25 protein-coding genes are annotated in these 23351 nt (G+C 55.7%); 6 read left to right on the top strand and 19 right to left on the bottom strand.

All coding sequences use genetic code 11. The features are described from left to right. Positions 1 to 127 precede the first annotated feature (127 nt). Positions 128 to 1096: a L,D-transpeptidase LdtC gene (ldtC, locus tag VSR74_RS01600; protein ID WP_347793071.1), complete on the top strand. Its 969-nt coding sequence runs from the start codon at positions 128 to 130 to the stop codon at positions 1094 to 1096. A gap of 98 nt (positions 1097 to 1194) precedes the next feature. On the opposite strand, the gene bhsA is transcribed toward ldtC, so the two are convergent. Beyond that, a complete protein-coding gene (bhsA, locus tag VSR74_RS01595) occupies positions 1195 to 1452 on the bottom strand; it encodes a multiple stress resistance protein BhsA (RefSeq protein WP_347793070.1) in 258 nt (85 codons plus the stop codon). A gap of 249 nt (positions 1453 to 1701) precedes the next feature. Between bhsA and VSR74_RS01590 the strand changes: the two genes are divergently transcribed. Continuing rightward, positions 1702 to 2337, top strand: coding sequence for a TetR/AcrR family transcriptional regulator (locus VSR74_RS01590; protein WP_347793069.1), 636 nt, complete (start codon positions 1702 to 1704; stop codon positions 2335 to 2337). A 63-nt stretch (positions 2338 to 2400) separates the two neighbouring features. On the opposite strand, the gene VSR74_RS01585 is transcribed toward VSR74_RS01590, so the two are convergent. The 15 genes from VSR74_RS01585 to VSR74_RS01515 all read right to left on the bottom strand — a co-directional run bounded on the left by VSR74_RS01585 (position 2401) and on the right by VSR74_RS01515 (position 16331). Further along, positions 2401 to 2940: a glycine zipper 2TM domain-containing protein gene (locus tag VSR74_RS01585; RefSeq protein WP_347793068.1), complete on the bottom strand. Its 540-nt coding sequence runs from the start codon at positions 2938 to 2940 to the stop codon at positions 2401 to 2403. Positions 2941 to 3135: 195 nt separating this feature from the next. Then, a complete protein-coding gene (locus VSR74_RS01580) occupies positions 3136 to 4440 on the bottom strand; it encodes an NAD(P)/FAD-dependent oxidoreductase (protein WP_347793067.1) in 1305 nt (434 codons plus the stop codon). Between the two features lie 259 nt (positions 4441 to 4699). After that, complete coding sequence (ycfP, locus tag VSR74_RS01575; protein ID WP_347793066.1) at positions 4700 to 5242, bottom strand: alpha/beta hydrolase YcfP; 543 nt, start codon at positions 5240 to 5242, stop codon at positions 4700 to 4702. Positions 5243 to 5275: 33 nt separating this feature from the next. Next, complete coding sequence (gene nagZ, locus VSR74_RS01570) at positions 5276 to 6301, bottom strand: beta-N-acetylhexosaminidase (protein ID WP_347794336.1); 1026 nt, start codon at positions 6299 to 6301, stop codon at positions 5276 to 5278. 11 nt (positions 6302 to 6312) lie between these two features. Further along, positions 6313 to 7137 (bottom strand): thiamine kinase, encoded by an 825-nt coding sequence (gene thiK, locus VSR74_RS01565; RefSeq protein ID WP_347793065.1) that lies wholly within the window; start codon positions 7135 to 7137, stop codon positions 6313 to 6315. Continuing rightward, entirely contained in the window at positions 7118 to 7756 is a 639-nt protein-coding gene (lpoB, locus tag VSR74_RS01560) for a penicillin-binding protein activator LpoB (RefSeq protein WP_347794335.1), read from the bottom strand. The genes thiK and lpoB overlap by 20 nt, the downstream gene beginning before the upstream one ends. A 22-nt stretch (positions 7757 to 7778) precedes the next feature. Beyond that, positions 7779 to 8153, bottom strand: coding sequence for a YcfL family protein (locus VSR74_RS01555; protein ID WP_347793064.1), 375 nt, complete (start codon positions 8151 to 8153; stop codon positions 7779 to 7781). Between the two features lie 3 nt (positions 8154 to 8156). Continuing rightward, complete coding sequence (gene hinT / locus VSR74_RS01550) at positions 8157 to 8513, bottom strand: purine nucleoside phosphoramidase (protein WP_347793063.1); 357 nt, start codon at positions 8511 to 8513, stop codon at positions 8157 to 8159. 219 nt (positions 8514 to 8732) lie between these two features. Next, on the bottom strand, positions 8733 to 9938 hold the full coding sequence (gene mhpT / locus VSR74_RS01545) for a 3-(3-hydroxy-phenyl)propionate transporter MhpT (protein ID WP_347793062.1): 1206 nt from the start codon (positions 9936 to 9938) through the stop codon (positions 8733 to 8735). A 125-nt stretch (positions 9939 to 10063) separates the two neighbouring features. Then, positions 10064 to 11077 carry a 4-hydroxy-2-oxovalerate aldolase gene (mhpE, locus tag VSR74_RS01540; RefSeq protein WP_347793061.1) on the bottom strand — a complete coding sequence of 338 codons (1014 nt, stop codon included), beginning with the start codon at positions 11075 to 11077 and terminating at the stop codon, positions 10064 to 10066. Further along, positions 11074 to 12024 (bottom strand): acetaldehyde dehydrogenase, encoded by a 951-nt coding sequence (gene mhpF, locus VSR74_RS01535; RefSeq protein ID WP_347793060.1) that lies wholly within the window; start codon positions 12022 to 12024, stop codon positions 11074 to 11076. The genes mhpE and mhpF overlap by 4 nt, the downstream gene beginning before the upstream one ends. Continuing rightward, positions 12021 to 12827, bottom strand: coding sequence for a 2-keto-4-pentenoate hydratase (gene mhpD, locus VSR74_RS01530; RefSeq protein ID WP_347793059.1), 807 nt, complete (start codon positions 12825 to 12827; stop codon positions 12021 to 12023). The genes mhpF and mhpD overlap by 4 nt, the downstream gene beginning before the upstream one ends. Before the next feature lie 9 nt (positions 12828 to 12836). After that, on the bottom strand, positions 12837 to 13703 hold the full coding sequence (gene mhpC, locus VSR74_RS01525) for a 2-hydroxy-6-oxonona-2,4-dienedioate hydrolase (protein WP_347793058.1): 867 nt from the start codon (positions 13701 to 13703) through the stop codon (positions 12837 to 12839). After that, positions 13703 to 14665 carry a 2,3-dihydroxyphenylpropionate/2,3-dihydroxicinnamic acid 1,2-dioxygenase gene (gene mhpB, locus VSR74_RS01520; RefSeq protein ID WP_347793057.1) on the bottom strand — a complete coding sequence of 321 codons (963 nt, stop codon included), beginning with the start codon at positions 14663 to 14665 and terminating at the stop codon, positions 13703 to 13705. The genes mhpC and mhpB overlap by 1 nt, the downstream gene beginning before the upstream one ends. A gap of 1 nt (position 14666) precedes the next feature. Then, the gene (locus VSR74_RS01515; protein WP_347793056.1) at positions 14667 to 16331 is read right to left on the bottom strand and encodes a bifunctional 3-(3-hydroxy-phenyl)propionate/3-hydroxycinnamic acid hydroxylase; all 1665 of its coding nucleotides are present in this window, start codon (positions 16329 to 16331) and stop codon (positions 14667 to 14669) included. 187 nt (positions 16332 to 16518) lie between these two features. Here VSR74_RS01515 and VSR74_RS01510 point away from each other — a divergent pair, with 187 nt between their 5' ends. From VSR74_RS01510 to VSR74_RS01495, 4 genes are all read left to right on the top strand, one after another. Further along, the gene (locus VSR74_RS01510) at positions 16519 to 17337 is read left to right on the top strand and encodes a DNA-binding transcriptional regulator (RefSeq protein WP_347793055.1); all 819 of its coding nucleotides are present in this window, start codon (positions 16519 to 16521) and stop codon (positions 17335 to 17337) included. A gap of 173 nt (positions 17338 to 17510) precedes the next feature. Further along, entirely contained in the window at positions 17511 to 18578 is a 1068-nt protein-coding gene (locus tag VSR74_RS01505; protein ID WP_347793054.1) for an ABC transporter substrate-binding protein, read from the top strand. Further along, positions 18565 to 19572 carry a FecCD family ABC transporter permease gene (locus VSR74_RS01500; RefSeq protein WP_347793053.1) on the top strand — a complete coding sequence of 336 codons (1008 nt, stop codon included), beginning with the start codon at positions 18565 to 18567 and terminating at the stop codon, positions 19570 to 19572. Before VSR74_RS01505 ends, VSR74_RS01500 begins: the two co-directional genes overlap by 14 nt. Continuing rightward, entirely contained in the window at positions 19569 to 20318 is a 750-nt protein-coding gene (locus tag VSR74_RS01495; protein ID WP_347793052.1) for an ABC transporter ATP-binding protein, read from the top strand. The genes VSR74_RS01500 and VSR74_RS01495 overlap by 4 nt, the downstream gene beginning before the upstream one ends. Here the strand turns inward: VSR74_RS01495 and modA are convergent. From modA to VSR74_RS01480, 3 genes are all read right to left on the bottom strand, one after another. Beyond that, positions 20304 to 21026, bottom strand: coding sequence for a molybdate ABC transporter substrate-binding protein (gene modA, locus VSR74_RS01490; RefSeq protein WP_347793051.1), 723 nt, complete (start codon positions 21024 to 21026; stop codon positions 20304 to 20306). The genes VSR74_RS01495 and modA overlap by 15 nt on opposite strands. A 100-nt stretch (positions 21027 to 21126) precedes the next feature. Further along, entirely contained in the window at positions 21127 to 21960 is an 834-nt protein-coding gene (locus VSR74_RS01485) for a shikimate dehydrogenase family protein (protein ID WP_347793050.1), read from the bottom strand. A 1-nt stretch (position 21961) separates the two neighbouring features. After that, positions 21962 to 23296 carry an MFS transporter gene (locus VSR74_RS01480; protein ID WP_347793049.1) on the bottom strand — a complete coding sequence of 445 codons (1335 nt, stop codon included), beginning with the start codon at positions 23294 to 23296 and terminating at the stop codon, positions 21962 to 21964. Positions 23297 to 23351 lie beyond the last annotated feature (55 nt).

The raw sequence follows: 23351 nt of genomic DNA, 5'->3' as shown, positions 1-23351 counted from the left end.
CGCCCTTGTTAGCAGGGGCGGCCCGACAGGAAACATTTACACATACTTGCACTCCCCCGTCACTTCCAGACACTTCCTGCAATCATAATATCCGTTTATGTTTTAGCGACTTGTTAAGTGGATGAACATGATGAGTAAACAAAGAGCTTTTACGCGTTGGGTGATGGGAGTCACGCTTGCCGCTACCGTGGCGTGGAGCCTGCCCGCAAGTGCCAATACCTGGCCTCTTCCGGCCAACGGTAGCCGCCTGGTGGGGGAAAACCGCTATCATGTGGTGGAGAATGACGGCGGCTCGCTTGAGGCAATCGCTAAAAAATATAACGTTGGCTTTCTTGCATTACTGCAGGCTAACCCGGGTGTCGACCCTTACGTACCGCGGGCAGGAAGCGTACTGACCATCCCGCTGCAAACCTTGCTGCCGGATGTGCCGCGTGAAGGTATTGTCATCAATTTGGCCGAGCTTCGCCTTTACTATTACCCGCCTGGCAGCAATAAAGTCACCGTTTACCCTATCGGCATTGGTCAGCTTGGCGGTACGACCGTCACACCGACCATGGTAACTACCGTTTCGGATAAACGTGCCAACCCGACCTGGACACCAACGGCGAATATTCGCGCCCGTTATAAAGCACAAGGGATTATTTTGCCTGCGGTGATGCCTGCCGGGCCGGATAACCCAATGGGCCATCACGCCATTCGCTTAGCGGCTCATGGCGGCGTTTACCTGCTGCATGGAACGAATGCGGACTTCGGGATCGGCATGCGCGTCAGTTCCGGTTGTATTCGTCTGCGTGACGGCGATATCCGCACCCTGTTTGAAAAAGTCACGCCGGGTACGAAGGTGAATATTATCAATACGCCAATTAAGGCCTCTGTTGAACCGGGCGGCGTTCATCTGGTTGAAGTGCATCAGCCCCTGTCAAAAAACATTGACGATGACCCTAAAACGCAACCCATCGTGCTCAACGACACAATGAAAGCGTTTAAAGAACAAGCGCAGACCAATGCTGAAGTTATGCGTCACGCTATGGAGCTACGTTCCGGCATGCCGGTCGAGGTCACTCGCCATCATGACGTGGAACAGCAATCGATGTAGCGCAATAAACAGATAAGCAAAAGCCCTGAGTGATTGAATCACTCAGGGCTTTTTTATAGCAGTGGCTTTTATAACGGCATTAATGAGGGAGTTAATGCTTATTTATAAATAACAGCCGTACCGTGCAGATTGTTCGGCCCACTTACAGAAGTGATACGGAACGACGTTGCGCCCATTTCGTCAGCTTTCTGGGACAACTGCTCTTCCAGAGAAGCCAGGTTCGGGCCGGCTGACGCCGCGATGGTACCCACTTTATGCTGATCCGCCGGGGTAGATTGAACTTCAACCGCAGCGAAACTTGCGAATGACAGAGAACTCAGAACAGCGGCGAGTGCCAGGGTTTTTACGTTTTTCATGATTATGACCTATGCAGATGAACTATGATGTAGAGCAAACTTTATTAACTTAACGATCGATAAAGTAATCATAATGAGATCTGGATCACTCGTCAACTTGATTTTTATAACGATCATTTAAATAATTAAAATATGCCTATTTTTCATACCCATATGAATTATTTATTTTTGAGGATTCAGCGCTGGCAGCCTGAGATGATTATTTTTATAATGAGCGTTCATTAAAACCGAAAGAGGTACAACGGCACGATGACAACTGAGACGCAAAGTTGCGCTAAAAAGGGCCGTGGCCGACCAAAAGTATTTGACCGGGAAGCCGCGCTGGACAAAGCCATGACGCTTTTCTGGCAGCATGGCTACGAAGCCACATCACTCTCCGATCTCGTAGAGGCCACGGGCGCAAAAGCACCGACCCTGTATGCAGAATTTGTGAACAAAGAGGGGCTATTCCGTGCCGTTCTCGATCACTATATTGCTCACTTCGCCGCGAAGCACGAAGCCAGACTTTGTTGCGACGATAAGAGTGTGATTGAGGCACTGAATGATTACTTCACCGCTGTCGCCACCTGCTACACCAGCAAAGACACCCCGGCGGGCTGCTTTATGATAAACACCTCTGCGGCGCTGGCTTCCTCATCCAAAGAGATTGCTAAAACGATTAAATCCCGCCATGCCGTTCAGGAGCAGACGCTGCGCGAATTTTTACAGCATCGTCAGGAGAAAGGTGAAATCCCGGCCGGGAAAGATGTGAATGAGCTGGCGCTGTTCTTAAGCTGTGTACTGCAGGGAATGTCGATTAGCGCGCGCGAAGGCGCAAGCTTTGACACGCTGATGAAGATTACGCGTACTACGCTTGGGCTGTGGCCGCATATGGTTAACAGCTAGTTGAGCAAAAAAAAGCCCCTCAGCCTGAGCGAATGAGGGGCTAAAACAACATTAACGCTATTTTTACGTTTTGTTAGTCAGAATCAATTGGCCATTGTTATCCAGCGGGATTTGCGTTCCCGGATCTTTATCCATGCGGATTTTCCCCTGCTGGTCGCCAATTTTATAGGTCACGTCATAACCAAGCATCTTCTCGGATTTGTCATATACGGTTTTGCAGCGTTTCTGGGTGCTGGTGTAGGTATCATTGTCCTGCATCGAGCCCTGGATCTGATTCCCGGCATAGCCACCACCTAACGCCCCCACAACCGTTGCGACGTCTTTCCCGCGTCCACCACCGAACTGGTGACCAATCACGCCGCCTGCGACAGCGCCAAGAACGGAACCGGCGATTCGGTTTTCATCCTGCACCGGGCGGCGATGAGTGACCGCCACGTTACGGCACTCTTCTCGCGGAGTTTTAACCGTTTCTTTGATAGGTTTCGCCGAAATGACCTGAGCATACTGCGGGCCACGGTCGAACACGTTCAGGCTGGCAACCGCCGCCACACCGAGCGCGGCGGCAACGCCAATCCCTATACCCGCCAACATCGATTTATTCACGGGAGATCCTCCTTTGTTGCTGATAGTAACAATTCTGCAACTTGGCGAGGGGGTTAGCAAATCAGAAAGCGGATGAAAAGTGCGAGATAAAACCACAAATCGGCGTGATTCGGAGGAGTCTTAGCGGGGATTTCCGTTAGTCAACGAACATTCTGCTGAAAACGGCCCAACAGAGCGCTGGGCCGAATTGTAACATTAATGCAGTTTCAGGCGCGGGCGGATAACACGGTTAATACTGCCGACCAGCATCATCAGGCCCGTTTTGATATACCCGTGCAGCGCAATCTGGTGCATACGGTACAGTGAGATATACACCATACGCGCAATGCGCCCTTCAACCATCATAGAGCCGCGCATCAGATTGCCCATCAGGCTGCCCACGGTCGAGTAATTGGAGAGAGAAACCAGCGAACCGTGATCTTTATACGCATACGGCTTCAGCTCTTTGCCTTTCATCTGCGCCAGAATATTGTTCAGCGCGCAGGTCGCCATCTGGTGTGCGGCCTGAGCACGCGGTGGAACAAAACCCCCCTCCGGTCGTGCACAGGAAGCGCAGTCGCCAATCGCGTAAATATCAGCGTCGCGAGTGGTCTGTAATGTCGGCTCCACCACCAGTTGGTTGATTCGGTTTGTTTCCAGGCCACCAATCTCTTTCATAAAGTCCGGCGCTTTAATCCCTGCCGCCCATACCATCAGGTCAGCCTGAATGTACTCGCCGTCTTTGGTGTGCAGGCCGCCTTCATCGGCGCTGGTGACCATCGTCTGCGTCAACACGCGAACGCCCATTTTGGTCAGCTCATTATGCGCCGCCCCTGAGATACGCGGCGGCAGCGCGGGCAGAATGCGTTCGCCCGCCTCTACCAGCGTGACATTCAGCGCATCGTTAGTCAGGCCTTTATAACCATAGCTGTGCAGTTGTTTAACCGCATTATGCAGTTCGGCGGAAAGCTCAACCCCGGTCGCACCACCGCCCACAATGGCGATGTTAACTTTACCGTTCGCACCCAGATTCGCGGAGTATTTCAGGAACAGATTCAGCATCTCCTGGTGGAAACGACGCGCCTGATGCGGGTTATCCAGGAAAATGCAGTGCTCTTTCACGCCCGGCGTGTTGAAGTCGTTGGAGGTACTGCCCAGCGCCATCACCAGCGTGTCATAAGCCAGCTTACGTTCCGGTACCAGCAGGTCGCCCTTCTCATCGCGCAGTTCGGCAATGGTGATGGTCTTGGCTTCACGGTTGATATCCATCACCGAGCCCAACTGGAACTGGAAATGGTGATTACGCGCATGTGCCAGGTAGCTCAGCGCATCCACGCCTTCATCCAGCGAGCCGGTCGCCACTTCGTGCAGCAGCGGCTTCCACAGGTGGCTGTGGTTACGATCCACCAGCGTAATTTTTGCTTTTTTACTCCGGCCAAGCTTTCTACCCAGTTGAGTAGCCAGTTCCAGGCCGCCAGCGCCACCACCCACAATTACGATTCTTTTGATTGGTGTAGTCACGTGACCCCCTCTAAAATTATTAACCAATTGTTAATTAAAAGTTATTAAAATAGCTCTTATCTAACAACAAGTTACTATCCGGAAACCATTCAGCATCACGAAGAATAACATGAACGGTGCATTGGTCATACCAAATTTGATATGCATCAAGTTTTACCGCGCAGAAGTTAAGCAACTTTAGCGTTAAGTGGGATTTTTACCGATGATAAAGAGGGAAATTTAACATTTCACGCCCCAGGACGGGGCGTGAAAACGGCGATCAGCCTAAAGTCTTAAATGCTTTGATACGTTGTAAATGCGGAGAGATGTTTTTAAATTTGTGACCCTGAACGTCATCCCAGATGATTTCGTAGAAATGATGCAGTTCCTGCGCAGAACGCTGGCTGTCGAGCGCCTCATCCTGCCGGGAGAGGATCGCCAGACAGCGATCGCGGTTCTTTTCGCGGAAGTTATTCACGCATTTCGTGGCAATATCCACATACTCTTCCGGGCGGTCTATCTTCCCTTCCATGTTCTCATTAGGGAACAGATTAGGGTTAAACATCACTTGCCGCACATCGCATAAAAAGCCGATACGCTCAGCCCAGTAGCCCCCCAGACCAACGCCGCAAATCAACGGGCGATCGTCAACATTGAGTTGCAGCATTTTATCGACTTCTTTTAGCAGATGCTGCATATCGTGTTTCGGGTGCAACGTGCTGTAGCTAATCAACCGCACATCCGGGTCGATAAACTGTAACTGCAACACCTTCTCATGGTTGCCTGGGCTATTCGAGTCAAAACCGTGCAAATAGATAATCATCTGATCCTCACCACAACTCCCTTAGCGGGAGGGTTAATGGCCTGCTTTCATCTCCTGCCAGCGTTCGTGGAGCTGCTCCAGTTGCGCGCTGACCGTCTTCCAGCGGGGGGAATCCATTAACGCCTGACGCGTAAATGAACTTTTATGATACAATTTTGTAACACGCTCTGCATTGATCGGCGACAGGTTATCCAGAACACTGACCGCACCTTTACGATTATTGCAGACCAGGATCATATCGCAACCCGCATCCAGCGATGCCTGGCCGCGCTCCGCGTAGCTGCCCATAATCGCCGCGCCTTCCATCGACAAATCATCCGAAAAAATCACGCCGTCAAAGCCCAGCTCACCGCGTAAGACAGTTTTTAGCCAGTGTGGCGACCCGCTTGCCGGGCGCGGGTCAACGTCGCTGTAAATCACGTGAGCAGGCATAATCGCGTCCAGTTTGTTTTCCGTGATCAGGGTCTGGAATACGGCCATATCTTTAGCGCGAATTTCCGCTTCGCTGCGTGGATCGCGCGGCGTCTCTTTATGGGAGTCGGCGGTTACAGCACCGTGGCCCGGGAAGTGTTTCCCGGTGGTTTTCATCCCCGCGCCATGCATGCCATCAATAAAGTGACGCGCCATTGTCAGCGCTTTTTGCGGGTCGGCATGATAAGAGCGTTCACCAATTGCCGCGCTGATGTGTCCAACATCCAGCACCGGGGCGAAACTAATATCAATATCCATGGCGATCATTTCGCTGGCCATCAGCCAACCGGCCTCAACCGCCAGACGTCCACCCTCTTCTTCACCCAGCACTGCGGCAAAGGATTGTGCAGCAGGCAGGCGGGTAAACCCTTCACGGAAACGCTGTACGCGACCGCCCTCCTGATCGACCGCCACCACCAGATGGTTGCGCGACGCTTCGCGGATCTGGCGCACCAGTTCGCGCAATTGCGCCGGGTCATGATAGTTACGGGTAAATAAAATCAGGCCGCCCACCAGCGGATGCGCCAGAATCTCGCGCTCTTCCGCATCCAGCTCATAGCCTTCCACATCCAACATTACCGGACCCACACTGACCTCTCTTATCGTTTTTCCTTTAACTGACACCATGTTGCATCTGCCTGCGTGATAAATTGTTTGTCGCCGGTCTGTTGCCAGCGACACTCATACCAGCCTGCCATAAGCATTAGCACCCATGGCCGCCAGCGTAAAATATGTTGCCAGAGCATGGCTGGCGCAATATTCGCGCACTGCGCATACGCATCGCTCAGATTACGACGTTGCTGCGCGTCAGCCATCCATACGGAGGCCAGCTCCAGCGCGATATCACCGTCCCCGGCATACTCCCAGTCGATCAGCCGCAGCCCAGACCGGGTGTGCACAATGTTGCCCGCGTGAACGTCCATATGCAATGGCGCAAGGCGCAGCGGCTGGGGCTCTCCCTGCGCGCGCAAACGCCGCAATACACGCAGCCAGAACGGCGTGCGGCGAGCCGGGTCGCACTGCGCCCAGTAACCTTCCAGCAGGGGCAGAAGCGAGATGCGCCAGCCAAATCGCGGCTGCTGATGCAGATAATACAGGAGAGACGCGAGTTGACGAGGGGGAGGCAGCACGCTTTTTACCTCTCCGGCTAAAAATTCAACGAGCATCCAGCCTGGTGTATAAAAAAGTGGCTTTGGCGCGAGCCGGGCAGGTAAACGAGAGAGCGCGTGATACTGGCGAAGGAAGTGAAACTCCGGGAGCTGCGCCGTGTGGTGCTGGCGCAGAACCCGTCGCTGCTCACCGTGAGCGATAACGCAGCTACTGCCGCTCAGCCCGGAAAATCCCGGGCTGGCGACGATGCGATAGTGCGGAAAATAGCGTGACAGAATATCGTCACGCGTGAGCTTATTGTTGCGTAACGGCACCGCTACCTGACCAGATAATCTCGCCCGTCTGCACCAGCATAAGCTGCATTTTAAGCACCGGCGCGTTCACATTGCCGGTAGCGTTGCTGTAGAGCACATACTGTGCGCCGACGTTACGGGCGATCCCCATCGCTTTACTGCGCGAACCGAGGCTATCTTGCGGCGAGAGGCCAAGCTGCTGTTTGGCGACCGCCAGTTGCTGGGCGGAAACCAGTGTGAATTTACCGTTACCGGCCAGAGCGTTACGCAGCGCAGTGGTCGCTTCAGCGGCATTCAACGAACCGTTGGTGCGGTTATTGACGCTGTCGACCAGCAAGATACTGCCTGCATTTACCCCGCTGGCCTGCAACATCTTGCCAGCCATGGGTTGCACCGCGCCGTTCCAGTCATAGTGACGAACACGCGGTGTCGGCTGCGCCGGTTGTTCGCCGCCATGCTCAATTGGGCCTGGCTGCTGCGGAATCGTCGGTACAGAAGGCACCGTCGGCACCGGTGGTTGCGGCTCGACAGGCTGCTGTGGTGTTGGCTTCGCCTCTTCCACCGGTGCGGGTTGTTCTTGTTTCACCACACACCCGGAAAGGAGGATCGCCAGTGCCGAGATTAACGCATAGCGACGCAATTTAGTCATTCCAGTCTACCCCTTACAAATAAAGATAAAGTCGGACTTTATGCGCACCCAGACTGCTCGCGCTGCCGTACAAGGTTACTGAGCCCATTGCCGGGACGGTAACAGTACGCGGCGCTTCAAGGGGGTGCATCTCCAGCCCTCTGGCTTCATACCAGTAAAAACGATAATGAAGGGTGACAGGTTCACGCCTTTCATTGAATAGCTTCGCGCTGGCGGTAGCCTGAATCTCTGAGCGGGAAAGCTCAGGCTTTTCCGCGCTGATCCCTGCGGCCAGGACATTCGACTCCATCACCAGCGTTTGTTGATCGCCCACCGGAATTTCCGGATGCGAGCCGCAACCCGCCAGCAAAAATGCCGCCAGCAGCGCGCCTGGATAGCCAGGTTTCATCACTTAACCTTTATGTGACAGCATCGGCCCCAGCGGACGACCGCCCAGCAGATGCATGTGAATGTGGAAGACTTCCTGCCCGCCGTGGCGATTGCAGTTCATGATCAGACGATAGCCATCGTCAGCAATACCTTCGTCACGGGCAATTTTCGCCGCCACGGTCACCATACGCCCCAGCACCTGTTCATGTTCAGGCGCCACGTCATTGGCGGTGGCAATCAGGATGTTAGGCACGATCAGAATGTGAGTCGGCGCCTGCGGGGAGATATCGCGGAACGCAGTAACCAGCTCATCCTGATAAACAATGTCCGACGGGATTTCGCGACGAATAATTTTGCTGAAAATAGTTACTTCTGCCATGAGGGATTCCTTAATTATGCGGCCGGGCGAATACCTGTTATTTATCTTCAGGCTTTTCTTATGCACATGAGACTGTGTAAGAGTATGAGCGACTTACTCCTTCTCTTTCAAGGTGATTACGTTTTTTATTGTATTAACTCGGAAAAAGCCAGGCAAGAGGGTCAAAACGGGGTGCGATTGATAGGCCGGGCAGCATTGCGCCGCCCGGAAAAATTGCGCTTAAGAGGCTTCAATCGCGGTCGGTTCCTGCTTCTGGCGATTCATTAACCAGAACACCGCGACACCGGCTAAAACAATCCCCGGCGCAGAGGCTGCCATCACCCCGACGGTACCGGTACCCAGCGCCAGCATTTTGCCCGCCAGCAGTGGGCCGCTCATGGCGCCCAGTCGGCCAATCGCCACCGCTGTTCCTACGCCCGTAGCGCGGATTTCAGTACGATAAAACAGGGGCGCCAGCGCATAAAGTACGCTCTGCCCGCCCGTGGCAAATAGCCCGGCGACAAAGCCGGAGAGCAGCATCGTGGTCAGCGATTGTGCCGAGCCTAGCGCCAGCAGCGAGGCCAGCATGCCGCTGTAAATCAACAGCGACATACGCATCGGGCTCAGTTTATCCATCAACGCGCCGAGAATCAGCGTCCCCACCGCCGCGCCAATTTGCAGAGCAAACATCACGCCCGCCGCCTGCGAGCTGCTAAACCCCTGATCGACCAGCAGCATCGGCAGCCAGTTAATCAGCATATACACCACTAACAGGGTGAAGAAATAGCAAAGCCACAGTAGCAAGGTAGAAGACGCGGTACCGGGTGCCAGCAGCGCACGCAGTGGCGCAGGCGCCGCGGTGGCTTGATGGGTGAAGGCCTGCGATTCCGGCAGCCAGCGCATCAACAGCGGCACCAACAGCAACGGCACCACGCCGCCGACCCAGAATACGGTTTGCCAGGCCTGCGCCAGGCCGCTAAATCCGAGTGCCGCCGCCAGCGCTGCGCCAATCGGCACACCGCAGTACATCAGGCTCACCGCCGTGCCGCGAAAACGCGGGCCTGCGGCTTCTGAGGTCAGCGCGATGAGGTTAGGCAGCGCCGCGCCGAGCCCCACACCGGTCATCAAACGCGCGAAAACCAGCGTCGGGAAACTCCACGCCAGTGCAGTGGCGATTGAAAAGAGCCCGAACAACACAACGGATGCAAGCAAAATGCGTTTGCGTCCATAGCGGTCGGCCAGCATACCGCCGACCAGCGCACCGGGCAGCAGGCCGAGTATACCGGCGCTGAAGATCCAGCCCATCTGCATTTTATCGAGCGCAAAAGCCTGCGCGATGCCCACGGCGGCAATGCCTGCCGCCTGTAAATCCAGCCCTTCCATCAGGGCAACCAAAAAACAGAGACCGATGGTGGTAATCAGGTGTGTAGGGGTTTTGTTCGACATAGCATTACCTTTGCGAGGGTGACAGGTGAAAGGCGGCTGATACATTGTCAGCCGCGCCATTATTTTTCCTTGCAAACGCGCCCGCCGGGCTTAAAAGCTGGCGGGCGCGGCGTTTCTGTTATGACTTATGCTTTGGCTTTCAGGTCGAGCGCGACATCGACAATCATATCTTCCTGGCCGCCGACCATCCGGCGTTTACCCAGTTCAACCAGAATATCCACCGCGCTCAAACCATAGCGCTGCGCCGCCACTTCGCTGTGGCGCAGGAAGCTTGAGTAAACACCTGCATAGCCCAGCGCCAGGGTTTCGCGATCGACACGCACCGGGCGATCCTGCAATGGACGCACCAGATCGTCTGCCGCGGCCATCAACGCATACAGATCGGTGCCATGATCCCAGCCAAGCTTATCCGCTGCGGCAATAAACACTTCCAGCGGCGCATTCCCTGCCCCCGCGCCCATTCCTGCCAGGCTTGCGTCAATACGGTCACAACCCTCTTCTACCGCCACAATCGAGTTCGCCACGCCAAGGCTCAGGTTATGGTGCGCGTGCATCCCGGTTTGTGTTTCCGGCTTCAGGACATCTTTTAGTGCGCGGAAACGGTCGCGAATATCATTCATATTCATCGCGCCGCCAGAATCCACCACATAGATGCAGGTTGCGCCATAGCCTTCCATCAGCTTCGCCTGTTTTGCCAGGTTTTCCGGAGTGGTCATATGGCTCATCATCAGGAAGCCAACCGTGTCCATCCCCAGCTCACGGGCAAACGCGATATGCTGTGCGGAGACATCCGCTTCAGTACAGTGGGTTGCCACGCGTACCACGCGCGCCCCGGCCTGATACGCGGCTTTCAGGTCATGCAACGTGCCGATGCCCGGGATCAGCAGGGTGGCGATTTTGGCGTGTTTCACCGTATCGGCAGCCGCTTCAATCCATTCAATGTCACTGTGCGCGCCAAAACCGTAGTTAAAGCTGGAGCCCTGCAAACCATCGCCGTGCGCTACCTCGATAGAATCCACGCGCGCGTCGTCCAGCGCTTTGGCTATCTGGCGAACATGTTCTAACGAGTACTGGTGACGGATAGCATGCATGCCGTCACGCAGCGTGACGTCGGAGATATAGAGTTTTTTACCGTTCATGCCACTTCTCCTGCTGCTTTCACCATGGTTTGCGCCATTTTTTCCGCCGTCGACATCGCCGCTGAAGTCATGATATCGAGGTTGCCGGCGTAGGCAGGCAGATAGTGAGCCGCGCCTTCCACCTCCAGATACACCGCCGTTTTCAACCCGGAGAACTGCCCGATACCTGGAATAGTGACAGGTTTGTCCTGCGGGATAATTTCAAACTGCACCTTCTGCTTCAGGCGATAGCCCGGCACGTAGGCCTGCACCGCGGCGGCCATCTCTTCAATTGAGGCCTCAATTTCGACCTGCGAGGCGTCTTCGCTCAGGACATACACCGTGTCGCGCATCATCACCGGCGGTTCTGCCGGGTTAAGAATAATGATCGCTTTACCTTTCGCCGCGCCGCCCACCACTTCAATCGCCTGCGAGGTGGTTTCGGTAAATTCATCAATGTTCGCGCGCGTTCCTGGCCCGGCGGATTTACTGGAAATAGAGGCGATAATTTCCGCGTAATGTACCTTCGCCACGCGGGAAACCGCCGCCACCATCGGAATGGTCGCCTGCCCACCGCAGGTCACCATATTCACGTTGCCCTGGCTGAGGTTTTTATCAAGATTCACCACCGGTACACAGTAAGGGCCAATGGCCGCAGGTGTGAGGTCGATCAGGCGGATATTGGGCTTCACCGCGCGCAGTGCGGCATCATTTTTTACGTGTGCGCCAGCGCTGGTCGCATCGAAGACGATGTCGATATCGGCAAATTCCGGCATCGCCATCAGGCCATTGACGCCTTCGTGAGTGGTGGCAACGCCCATGCGACGCGCACGCGCCAGGCCATCAGATGCCGGGTCGATCCCAACCATCACCGCCATTTCAAGGTGCTTGCCGTTGCGCAGAATTTTGATCATCAGATCGGTGCCGATATTGCCCGAACCGATGATGGCGACTTTTATCTTACTCATGACTGACTTCCTTTTTGTGCGGCAGAGAACGTGGCTGCCACAGAACCAATACCCTCAATGAGAGCCTCGAAACGATCGCCCGGATTAATCGCCACCATCGGGCCAAGCGCCCCGGTGAGTACGATATCGCCCGCCCGCAACGGTTCGCCAAGGCTCGCCATCTTGCGCGCCAGCCAGACGGCGGCGTTAAGCGGATGCCCCAGGCATTCGCTGCCGCGCCCGCTGGAGACCTCTTCGTTATTGCGGGTCATGCGCATGGTGCAATTTTTCAGATCCAGCCCCGCCGGGCGCATTGCCGGGCTACCAATGACGTATACGCCGCAGGAGGCATTATCCGCCACCGTATCGACGAACTTGATTGACCAGTCGCGAACCCGGCTGCCTACGACTTCCAGCGCCGGAAGCACCCATTCGATGGCGCCGTACAGCTCATCAAAGGTGGTATCAACGTTGGGAAGATCGCGATTGAGCACCAGCGCGATCTCCGCTTCAATTTTCGGCTGCATCACACGTTCAAACGGAATGGTGTCGTTATCGCCATAGCACATATCAGCGAACAACGTGCCGAAGTCCGGCTGGTCAACCCCCAGTTGCTGCTGCACTTTCGGATGGGTTAAGCCAATCTTGCGTCCCACCACGCGACGGCCTTTCGCCACCGCATATTCCACATTGAGATTCTGGATAGCGTAGGCCGCTTCGGCATTATCGAGGCCGATAATGTCGCGCAGCGGCTCAATAGCCTGCCCTTTTTGTTCGGCCTCACGCAGCGCGGCGGCCAGTTGTTCCAGTGATGGAGTAGACATAACGGCTCCTTACGCGCGCTTGAGGTAATCAAGTACCAACTGGTTAAAGGAGTCCGCATGCTCCCATTGCGCCCAGTGGCCGCAGTCACGATAAATGTGTAGCTCCGAACCATTGATGCCGGAAAGCAGTCGCAGCCCCGCATCCATCGGGACGAAGCGGTCGTTACGGCCCCAGACAATAAGGGTTTGCGCTTTGATTTCGCTCAGGCGCGGGCCAAAATCCGGGAACTGTTTCGGGTTGGCTTCCAGGCTCTTAATAAAGTTATCCAGGTGATCGCGACGCGCCAGCATATTGTTGAGACGCGCTTCAAACAGCGCTTCTGTTAAATCGCTCGGGTCATAGACGAAGATATTCATCATCTTCTTCAGGTTTTCGATGTTTGGCTCGCGGTAGAGGGCATTGAGTAGTTTGATCCCCTCCGTCGGCATTGGCGTAAACAGACTCATACCGCCCGTACCGCCGCCCATTAATACCAGTTTGCCAACGCGCTCCGGCCAGGTCAGGGTAAACGCCACCGCGCTGTGCCCGCCCATAGAGTTACCCAGCAGATGCACTTTCTGGATATCCAGTTGATCAACAACGCTTTTCAGAATGCGGGCGTTGAGATCCGAGCGAGAACCACTGTTGACGATCGTGTCGCTTTTACCCCAGCCCGGGCAGTCCAGCAGGATAACGCGGTACCCTGCTTCCACCAGCGGGTCAATGTTACGGCTGAAGTTGGCCCAACCCGTCGCGCCCGGGCCGGAACCGTGTAGCATCACGACGGTTTCGTCGCCCTGTCCGCAGTCGTTAAAGTGGATGCGCAGCGTCTGCCCCCCCTCTTCAACATTGAGAAAACGGCTGGTTGCAGCTTCAGTTTGTGGTTGATAAGTCATTATTTTTCTCCTGCAAATTCATTCTGAGAATGGGCGCTAAGGGAGCCAAAACCGGCGATCCACTCAGGGATCGGACGGTAGTAGCGCCCCTCGGTGCGATAGTCGCCAAAGGCCGACAGCGCGGCGAACGCGGCGACCCAGGTCTTAATTTCATGGGTGGATTTTCCGGCAATGGCTGAAAGCTCTTCGTTGCTGACGGCATCCAGCTCTCCCAGCCGTTTCTGCTCCAGCAGGGTCATAAACTGGTTATCCCAGACCGGGTTGAGCGGGTGCAGGCTCTTCTGATCTTCAATAAATTTTTCCGCGGCTTCGATAACACGACGCTGGCGCAGTTCGCGCTCGTCCGGCGGCAGATGTTTGCCGCTGCCCAGCAGGCGATCGCGCATATGCGCGTCCACTTTTGCCAGTTCCGGTACCGGTGGTTGATGGGACAAACCGCCGGAGCCGAGGATCAGCACACGCTTATTCAGCGTGGTCAGGAAGCGGCCAACCACTTCCCCCATCATGCGGGTGCGCTGGAAACCCGGCAGCGGCGTGGCGACGCCGTTGATAAAGATCGGCAGCACCGGCAGCGTGTCCAGTCCGCCGAGCAAAAACTCCAGCGGCTGTGCAAAACCATGATCCACCTGCATACAATAAGAAACCGCCAGGTCAATACCGTTTTTCATGGTGTAGTGCGCGCAGGCCTCGGCGATGTCCGTTGGCACCGGCAGTTCACCCGCCGCACTGGAGAAATCGCCAATCGCCGTGGCGCCCACGCCCAGGCAAAACGGCGGCATCACATCGTAGAAAAAGCCGTTGTAGTGATCGGGCGCGAATAACACCACCAGCTCAGGATCAAATGCGGCAATACGTTCCCGTGCAGCGGCAACCACGCCATCGACTTCATCCAGCACCGACTGTGCCGGGTCGACATACCCCACCAGCGGGGTATGGGAAAGACAGTGAAGGTATGCGTTCATATCAGGCCACCTTTTCAACAGGAGAGGAGGATGCGACGGTCTGCAACGCCATTACGCTTGCAAGCTGATTGAGGGTGTTACCCAGCGTTTGCGGAATGGCCAGCGCGGCAACGAAGCGATCCGGGCGGATTACGGCAAGTGATGCGTCCTGCGCGGCAAACCAGGTTTTCAGACGATTGTCGGTATCGCCAATACGGATGACGCCGTCGACGTTATCCTGCGGCGTGCGGATCTGCACATCCGGCACCACCTGAATAAATTGCGTCCCCAGGTCGCGCCAGCGGGCAATCTGTTGGTCACTCATGCCCCAGCAAGGGTTACAACCCCAGCCGATAATGGCGAAGTTTGCGCCAATCACATCATCAAGCAGTAACACATCACCGTTTTCGCGGGTGACTTTGGGCTGGATAAACATCTTACCTACCGGGGAGGTTTTGGCGTTTTTATCGATCACCAGCGCCCCTTCGCGGTACTGCGGCATCGGCTTAAAGCGCATTTCGAGGAAGTAGCGTTTGACGGGCGGGATGTAGTTCAGCAGCCAGGAGACACCATCACGCACGCTTCCGTGCCAGCGCTTCGCCGGGGCAAGCACGTTGCCGGCGGTGACGGATAAATCGATCATCGCTTTGGCGTGATCGCGGCGCTCCTGCTGGTAAGTGTCGAGCAGACACTCACCAGCTTTGCCGTTAACAACCAGCGCCAGTTTCCAGGCGAGGTTGAAGGCGTCGCGCATCCCGCTGTTATAACCCTGGCCCTGCCAGACGGGCATAATGTGCGCCGCATCGCCTGCCAGCAACACTCGATCGATACGAAAACGTTCAGCAATACGCGCGTTGTGGGTGTATACGCGCTGGCGAATCAGTTCAACGTGATCGGGGTTCGGCAGTACCTTGCTCAGCAACTGGCGCATATTATGCGGCTCGCTGAGCTGTTCTTCGGTTTCGCCCGGCATCACCATAAATTCAAAACGACGTACACCGTGCGGTAGTGCAGCAGAGACGTAGGGCCGCACAGGGTCGCAGCACAGATAAATATGCGGGGTCGCCAGCGGGTCGTTGGCGATATCAATGACAATCCACTTGTTCGGCGCGGTTTTACCTTCAAACGGAACGTTGAGTGTGCGACGCACCACACTCGCCCCGCCATCGCAGGCCACCAGCCAGTCGGCTTTCACCGTCTCACGCTTGCCTTCCGGGCACTGCAGATTAATAGTGACACTGTCACCATTTTGGCTAAACGCTTCCAGTTCTCGGGAGAAAAGCACGCGGACATTTGGGAAGCGTGTTAACCCCTGATACATCACCGCATCAACCTGCGGCTGGATAAAGGCGTTTCGGCGCGACCAGCCAAATTCGTCGGTCATCGGCTGAATATCAGCAAAACAGCGCCCTTTCGGCGTCAGGAAGCGCATCGCATGCCACGGCGTGGTATGCGGCAACACTTTATCCACCAGGCCGACAGACTGCATGGTGCGCAGTGCTTCGTCATCAATACCGATGGCGCGCGGATAGTCGATCAGTTTGTCGAGCTTTTCGACAACCAGCACTTCAACACCCATCTGACCCAGATAGTTGGCCATCATCAGGCCAACCGGGCCTGCACCGATTATGGCAACCTGAGCGGACTGCTGGACGGCGGGCTGGATATCGGGATTCGTCGTTGTCATTTCATTACCTCACTTCTCGGGCCAAATCACATGCGCAAACATCGTTACGCCGTCATTTGTTAAATTGATGTGAATATATTTTTATAATGCGCTCAGTATATGTCCGCCGATTTAGGCTACAATCAAAACAGATGCAAATGTGCACCAGGTGCACACAGTTGTTTTAACTATAGAATTGTCAGGAAATATGAAGAACGACGAGACGACGGAATACAAAACGGTACGCGGATTAACCCGAGGGTTATTGTTACTAAACTTGTTAAATAAATTCGACGGGGGCGCATCAACCGCGACGCTGGCAGAGTTTAGCGGCCTGCATCGCACTACCGTGCGACGGTTGCTGGAGACGCTCCAGGATGAGGGCTATGTCAGACGCAGTCTTTCCGACGATAGCTTCCGTTTAACGATGAAAGTTCGGCAGTTGAGTGAAGGATTTCGTGACGAACATTGGATTTCTGCACTTGCAACACCTTTACTTGGCGAATTATTGCGCGAGGTCATTTGGCCGACAGATTTAACCACTCTCGACGTTGACGCGATGGTCGTGCGTGAAACCACCCACCGTTTCAGCCGCCTCTCCTTTCACCGTGCGATGGTGGGCCGACGCCTGCCGCTGCTGCTGACAGCCTCCGGTATTACCTGGCTTGCGTTTTCAGCAAAGCAGGAGCGACAGCCAATTATTGACATGCTGGCCAGCCGACCCGAGCCAGAGTATCAACTGGCACGTGAACCGGAGAAGCTGGCGTCGATTCTGGAACGCACCCGCCATAATGGCTATGGCGAAAACTTTGGCGGCTGGCAACAGGAGGAAAAAATCGCCTCGATTGCCGTGCCGGTGCGCAGTCAGGGACGGGTCATGGGGTGTTTAAACCTGGTATATATCGCCAAAGCGATGACTATCGAACAGGCGGCAGCGAAGCATTTGGTTGCGTTGCAACGCGTGGCGAAGCAGATTGAGGAACGCATGGAAGAGCAAGAGATTATCTACGAGCACCCCTCACCCTAACCCTCTTCCGCAACCGATCGCGCCCCCTCTCCCTGCGGGAGAGGGCCGGGGTGAGGGCCCCATCGCGCACCCTTCTCCAGAAATTAATAGGTACCTCCCCCACAACCATTTGCAATCACCACCGTTATATATTCAAATATACACCGTAACTTCCCGTCTCAAAGAGTCACTCCATGTTGAATATAAAACGTCTGCTCCCCGGCATTGCGCTGCTCTGCGCCACGTTTGCCGTTGCTTCACCCGCCCTGGCGGATCGCACCCTTACCGACCAGCTTGGCCGTCAGGTCACCCTGCCCGATACCGTTAACCGCGTGGTGGTTCTGCAACACCAAACGCTCAATCTGCTGGTGCAGTTAGACGCCGATAAAGACGTGGTTGGCGTTCTCAGTAGCTGGAAAAAACAACTTGGCCCTGATTTCGCGCGATTTATGCCGAACATAACCACCCTGCCAATGCCTGGCGACCTGACGCAGGTGAATATCGAAAGCCTGCTGGCGCTCCATCCGCAGGTGGTGTTCGTCGCGAACTATGCGCCTGCGGCGATGATCCAACAGATCCAGAATGCCGGCGTAGCAGTAATAGCAGTTTCCCTGCGCGAAGATGCCACAGGCGAAAAGAATAAAATGAACCCGACAATGGCGGATGAAGAACGCGCCTATAACGAAGGGTTAAAACAGGGTATCCGCCTGATTGGTGAAGTGGTTAACCGCAGTAAGCAGGCTGAAGCGCTGATTGATTACACCTTTAAAGCACGCCAGAAATTCAATGCCCCGGTGGCCGATATTGCCTCGAGTAAAAGAGTCCGCGTTTACATGGCGAACCCGGATCTCAACACCTACGGCTCGGGAAAATATACCGGGTTGATGATGGAGCATGCTGGTGCGATGAACGTGGCAGCCGCGTCGGTTAAAGGGGCGCGCCAGGTCTCGCTGGAACAGGTTTTACAGTGGAACCCGCAGGTCATTTTCGTGCAGGATCGCTACCCTGAAGTGGTGAAAGAGATAACCACGGACCCGCAATGGCAGGCGATTGACGCGGTAAAAAATCATCGCGTCTGGTTGATGCCGGAATACGCCAAAGCCTGGGGCTACCCGATGCCGGAAGCACTGGCGATTGGCGAACTGTGGATGGCGAAGAAACTCTATCCTGAGCGCTATAAAAACGTCGACGTCGACGCTCAGGCTCAGTCTTACTATCAATGTTTCTACCGCACAGACTGGCAGGCACATGCTCAGCCGTAATCAACCGCTGGCACTTCAGAGTGGGTTAGTGCTGCTCACCCTCTCTCTTGCCGTCATCTCACTCTGTTTTGGTCAGTATCCGCTCCCGCTGGGCACTGTGCTCTGGCAACTCTTTCACCCCGGTGCGCCTGCGGATATTGCGCAACAGATTGTCTGGTCAGTACGTTTACCGCGCCTGTTGATGGCGTTGCTGGCGGGCGGCGCTCTTGGCTTGTCTGGTGCCACACTTCAGGGCGTATTCCAGAACCCGCTGGTCGACCCGCACATTATCGGCGTCACCTCGGGTTCAGCTTTCGGCGGAACACTGGCGATTTTATGCGGGTTCAGCGCGCCGCTGATGATGGGTTCGACTTTCTTCTTTGGCCTGCTGGCGCTGTATCTGGTCTATCTGATAGCCGCGTTTGGGCGTCAGGAAAGCACACTTATCCTCATCCTTGCCGGGATTATTTTGAGCGGTTTTTTCGCGGCTCTGGTGAGCCTGATGCAGTATCTCGCCGATACTGAAGAGACACTGCCTAACATCGTATTCTGGCTGCTTGGCAGTTTCGCCACCGCCAACTGGCAAAAAACGCTGATGCTGGCGCTTCCGGTGGGTATTGGTGCATCAATTCTGTTTATGCTGCGCTGGCGCATCAATCTGCTGTCACTCGATGACAAAGACGCATCCGCATTAGGTATAAACGTGACACCGTTACGTCGTGGCGTGCTGGTCTGCTGCGCCCTGCTGGTCGCCGCACAGGTGGCGGTGAGCGGCAGTATTGCCTGGGTCGGGCTGGTGATCCCGCATCTGGCGCGCTTACTCTCCGGGGCGGATCATCGTCGTCTGCTGCCAACCGCCTTCTGGTTAGGCGGCAGTTTTATGATTGTGGTGGACGATGCGGCGCGCACGCTGACGGCAGCAGAGATCCCCATCGGCATTATCACCGCGTTGATTGGCGCACCGCTGTTTACACTGTTGCTGGTGCGCAACGCCCGAAAAGGAGCCCGCCCATGACATCCTCACTCTCCCTGACAACCCTTGAATATGGTCATGACCAGCCGCTGTTTTCGCCGATGAGCATTCATTGCCATGCCGGCGAAATCTGGGCCATTATAGGGGCAAACGGACGAGGGAAAAGTACGCTACTCGATACGATAACCGGCGTGCTACCGGCAATTTCCGGCAGTGTGCATGTTTCTGGCGGCGCGGCCATTGTGCCGCAGTCTTTTCGTCCGGCCTTCGCCTGGCGGGTACGGGATGTCGTCCTGATGGGCCGCGCGCGGCATATCGCCCTGTTTGCGCAGCCGAAGCGGGAAGATGAGCAACAGGTGATGCTGGCGCTGGAAGCGTTGAATATTGGTGGCCTCGCTGATGCGCCATTCCATGCGCTCTCCGGCGGTCAGCAACAACTGGTGATGATTGCGCGAGCGCTGGTGAGCGCCAGCCAGAATATTTTACTGGATGAGCCCTGTTCCGCGCTGGATCTCGCCAATCAGCAGACGGTGCTTCAGTTGATCAGTAACCTGGCGCACCAGCAGGCGCGAACGGTGATGTTTACTACTCACGACCCCACACATGCGTTACAAATTGCCAGCCACACGCTATTGCTGTTGCCTGACGGCGAATGGCTGGCGGGGGCAACCCACGAGGTCGTTCAGGAAGTCAATCTACAACGCGCCTACGGCCTGCCAGTGCGCAGAGTTCAGCTTGATGATTATGCCTGCCCGGTGCTGGCCCCGCTGTTCTCAATTCACCGCTAAAAAACCCGCATCGCGCAGGCAACGTTGCCCCTCTTCAGCAAGAATAAAGGCGTACAGTTTCTGCGCATTTTCACTCTGCGCAATCCGCGCGATGTGATACTCACAGCGTAGGCTCTGCGCCTGCGGTAACGTGACCACACGCAAACTTTTATCGTGCGTCAGGGCCGCGGCATAGTGAGCATAACCGATAAACAGATCGGTCAGATCCTGATGGATTAACCATCCACCGGCGATTTCTCCTGGCGGGATGACGAGTGAATCACGTCCCCCGACTAACTGCCTGGCTCGAACTTTTAGCTGCTCGCCGAGACCCGGTTCAAGGGCATCAAGATTATCAAACAACTGCCAGGTGTAGTCGCCGGAAGGATCGCAGCCCGGCGTGGACGTTGCCAGCCGCAGAGCGGGGTCGCGCAGGAGCGTTAAGGCGTCGCCCTGACAGCGGCGGTGTGCAGTCAGGATCAAGGTGTTGCGGGCAAAAATCTGGCTTTCCCGCGCCAGACCATGTTCAACCAGAGTCTGCGGATGTTGGGCGTTAGCCGAGGCGAACACATCACAAACATCTCCTGCTTCTATGCGTTCGCGCAACAGTCCCGCCGGGCCAAACTGAACATTCACCACGATACCGGTTTGCGCAGTGAAACGTTCACTCAGCGGAAGAAAAGCACGCCGCAGGCTGCCGGCGGCGAAAAGCGTTAAGGTGGGTAACATGACAAAAAGTCCGAAACAAAACGCTATTCTAGCGGGATTATGCGCGACACGCACCCGGGGAAGGCTGCCGGGTGGCGCTTCGCATCAGGCTCTCAATGGGTTAATCCAGTTGCGCCAGTTTACGCAACTGCTCCGGCGTCGCCACCGGCAGATGGAAGAAATCGAGATACGCGGGGATCATCTCGAACAACATATCTGTCCCCTGCTGGATTGCGCAGCCGTGTTCCCTGGCAAGTTTTAGCAATGGCGTGATCGTCTGCTTCATCACCACCTCACCGACGAACATCTCCGGCGTCAGCCGCTCTGCGGGCAACGGTAGCGGGTCATCAGGGTTCATGCCAAGCGGCGTGGCGTTCACCACCAGGTGATGTCCGGTGGGATCGTTGCTCATCAGCGTGAGTTTCAACCGTGGGTAGTGCGCCTGTAATCGTGTGGCCAGCGCTCCGGCAACCTCCGGGCGGTTATCATAGAGCGTTAAAGCTGAAACGCCCGACGCCGCCAGCGAAGCGGCAATGGCCGAACCCACTCCCCCGCTGCCTACCACCAGCGCCCGGGCTCCCTGCGTCTGAAAACCTTTACGCTGAATGCCGCGGACAAAACCATCGCCGTCAAACATCTCGCCAGTTAATGAGCCATCCGCCTCGCGACGGATGGCATTACACGCGCCAGCAATCGTGGCCGTTGGGCTCAGCCGCGCCATCAGCGCGCAGGTGGCAATCTTATGCGGCATCGTCACCAGCGCCCCCGCGATGTTGCTCATCGTGAACAGCGCCGGAACGAGCGTCGCATAATCTTCAGGCTTTACCCCAACCGGCACCACTTTGACGTCCACGCCCTGCTCCGCAAACCAGGGGTTGTAGATCATTGGGGCTTTAAAGCCTTCAGTCGGATAGCCAAGATGGGCTATTAAGCGCGTGTGCCCGCTAATCTGCATGTCATTCTCCCTGTGGATTATCCAGTTCAATACGTTTCACATCGCCAAGAATAAAGAGATAGGCCACCACGCCCAGCAGCGCCGCGCCGCCGATGTAAATCAGCGCATAGAAGAAATTGCCAAATGCGGCGACGATAAAGCCGATCACCAGCGGCGTAAGTATGCCCGCGAGGTTGGCGCAGAAGTTAAACAGCCCGCCGGTTAAGCCGCCCAGCCCTTTCGGCGCCATATCAGAGATCAACGTCCAGCCGAGCCCAACCATCCCCTGACCAAAGAAAGCGAAAGACATCACCAGGATCACCGCCGTATCACTCTCCAGCCAGTTGGCGGTGATGATGCAGCTTGCCATCAGCAATCCCACCACGATGGGTAATTTGCGCCCGATATTGGCGCTGCCCGTCGCTTTGAGAATTTTATCCGATACCCAACCGCCGAACATGACGCCGCCCGCCGCAGCCAGGAATGGCAGGATGGCGAAGAAACCGACCTTCAGCCACGGCATATGCCGTTCGGTCGCCAGATAGGTTGGGAACCAGGTGAGGAAGAAAACCAGCACGGTATTACCGGCAAACTGCCCGATACTCGCGCCAAGGATCTGTCTTTTCGCCAGTAACTGGCGGATAAGCGGCCAGCTAAAGTGGGTCTTTTTCTCGGTGCCCGTGGTGATGCCACCGCCTTCCTCGATGTAATGACGCTCCTGCTCGCTAAGACGTTTATCCTCGTGCGGCTCGCGATAACAGCGCCACCACACCAGCGCAAACAGTAATCCGAAGAGGCCAACGGTAATGAACAGGGTGCGCCAGCCAAAGCCGTCCATGATCCAGAACAGAAGCGGCGCGAAGCAGGCCAGCCCCAGATATTCGCCCACGGTGTAAACCGCCGTAGCGCGCGCCCGCTCCTGTTGCGGAAACCAGGCGCTGACAACCCGGCTATTCACCGGGAAGCACGGCGCTTCACTGACTCCAAGGCCGAAGCGGCATAGCAATAGTGTTTTCAGGCCGATGGCAAAACCGTGAAGCAATGTAAACAGTGACCAGAAACTCAGCGCCAGAAAATAGGTCACTTTATTGCCGAATCGGTCGAGAAACATCCCGCCCGGGATTTGCGCCAGCGCGTAAGTCCATGCAAACGCTGAAAAGACAATCCCCATCATGGCCGCGCCGATCCCCAGCTCCTGGGTAAGCTGCGGGGCGGCTATGCCTAATACGGTTCTGTCGAGATAGTTAATCATCGTTCCTGCCGCCAGCAGCGCAAGAATGACAATCCGCCGCCTGGTGCGGGGAACCACCGCCACCGCCTCAGCGGTCGCCACGCGATTATGGCTATATGTGTTCATAGGGCTTACCTGTCGTTGTAGAGTGCAGATGAATGCTTATTGTTATGGTCTTACT

Origin of the sequence: Pseudocitrobacter cyperus (assembly GCF_039889165.1) — a bacterium.
GTDB classification, from domain to species: Bacteria; Pseudomonadota; Gammaproteobacteria; order Enterobacterales; family Enterobacteriaceae; genus Pseudocitrobacter; species Pseudocitrobacter cyperus.
Note: the sequence above shows the minus strand (reverse complement) of the source record. Positions and strands in the feature narration are given on the sequence as shown.

What these genes read in the sequence shown, in the direction of transcription:
- bhsA (WP_347793070.1), bottom strand. Translation starts at nt 1,452, where the DNA reads ATGAAAAACGTAAAAACCCTGGCACTCGCCGCTGTTCTGAGTTCTCTG.
- ycfP (WP_347793066.1), bottom strand. Translation starts at nt 5,242, where the DNA reads ATGATTATCTATTTGCACGGTTTTGACTCGAATAGCCCAGGCAACCAT.
- mhpF (WP_347793060.1), bottom strand. Translation starts at nt 12,024, where the DNA reads ATGAGTAAGATAAAAGTCGCCATCATCGGTTCGGGCAATATCGGCACC.
- mhpD (WP_347793059.1), bottom strand. Translation starts at nt 12,827, where the DNA reads ATGTCTACTCCATCACTGGAACAACTGGCCGCCGCGCTGCGTGAGGCC.
- VSR74_RS01485 (WP_347793050.1), bottom strand. Translation starts at nt 21,960, where the DNA reads ATGCAGATTAGCGGGCACACGCGCTTAATAGCCCATCTTGGCTATCCG.
- ldtC (WP_347793071.1), top strand. Translation starts at nt 128, where the DNA reads ATGATGAGTAAACAAAGAGCTTTTACGCGTTGGGTGATGGGAGTCACG.
- mhpC (WP_347793058.1), bottom strand. Translation starts at nt 13,703, where the DNA reads ATGACTTATCAACCACAAACTGAAGCTGCAACCAGCCGTTTTCTCAAT.
- VSR74_RS01515 (WP_347793056.1), bottom strand. Translation starts at nt 16,331, where the DNA reads ATGACAACGACGAATCCCGATATCCAGCCCGCCGTCCAGCAGTCCGCT.
- VSR74_RS01590 (WP_347793069.1), top strand. Translation starts at nt 1,702, where the DNA reads ATGACAACTGAGACGCAAAGTTGCGCTAAAAAGGGCCGTGGCCGACCA.
- hinT (WP_347793063.1), bottom strand. Translation starts at nt 8,513, where the DNA reads ATGGCAGAAGTAACTATTTTCAGCAAAATTATTCGTCGCGAAATCCCG.
- mhpT (WP_347793062.1), bottom strand. Translation starts at nt 9,938, where the DNA reads ATGTCGAACAAAACCCCTACACACCTGATTACCACCATCGGTCTCTGT.
- VSR74_RS01555 (WP_347793064.1), bottom strand. Translation starts at nt 8,153, where the DNA reads ATGAAACCTGGCTATCCAGGCGCGCTGCTGGCGGCATTTTTGCTGGCG.
- VSR74_RS01510 (WP_347793055.1), top strand. Translation starts at nt 16,519, where the DNA reads ATGAAGAACGACGAGACGACGGAATACAAAACGGTACGCGGATTAACC.
- VSR74_RS01495 (WP_347793052.1), top strand. Translation starts at nt 19,569, where the DNA reads ATGACATCCTCACTCTCCCTGACAACCCTTGAATATGGTCATGACCAG.
- VSR74_RS01500 (WP_347793053.1), top strand. Translation starts at nt 18,565, where the DNA reads ATGCTCAGCCGTAATCAACCGCTGGCACTTCAGAGTGGGTTAGTGCTG.
- modA (WP_347793051.1), bottom strand. Translation starts at nt 21,026, where the DNA reads ATGTTACCCACCTTAACGCTTTTCGCCGCCGGCAGCCTGCGGCGTGCT.
- VSR74_RS01480 (WP_347793049.1), bottom strand. Translation starts at nt 23,296, where the DNA reads ATGAACACATATAGCCATAATCGCGTGGCGACCGCTGAGGCGGTGGCG.
- VSR74_RS01505 (WP_347793054.1), top strand. Translation starts at nt 17,511, where the DNA reads ATGTTGAATATAAAACGTCTGCTCCCCGGCATTGCGCTGCTCTGCGCC.
- mhpE (WP_347793061.1), bottom strand. Translation starts at nt 11,077, where the DNA reads ATGAACGGTAAAAAACTCTATATCTCCGACGTCACGCTGCGTGACGGC.
- mhpB (WP_347793057.1), bottom strand. Translation starts at nt 14,665, where the DNA reads ATGAACGCATACCTTCACTGTCTTTCCCATACCCCGCTGGTGGGGTAT.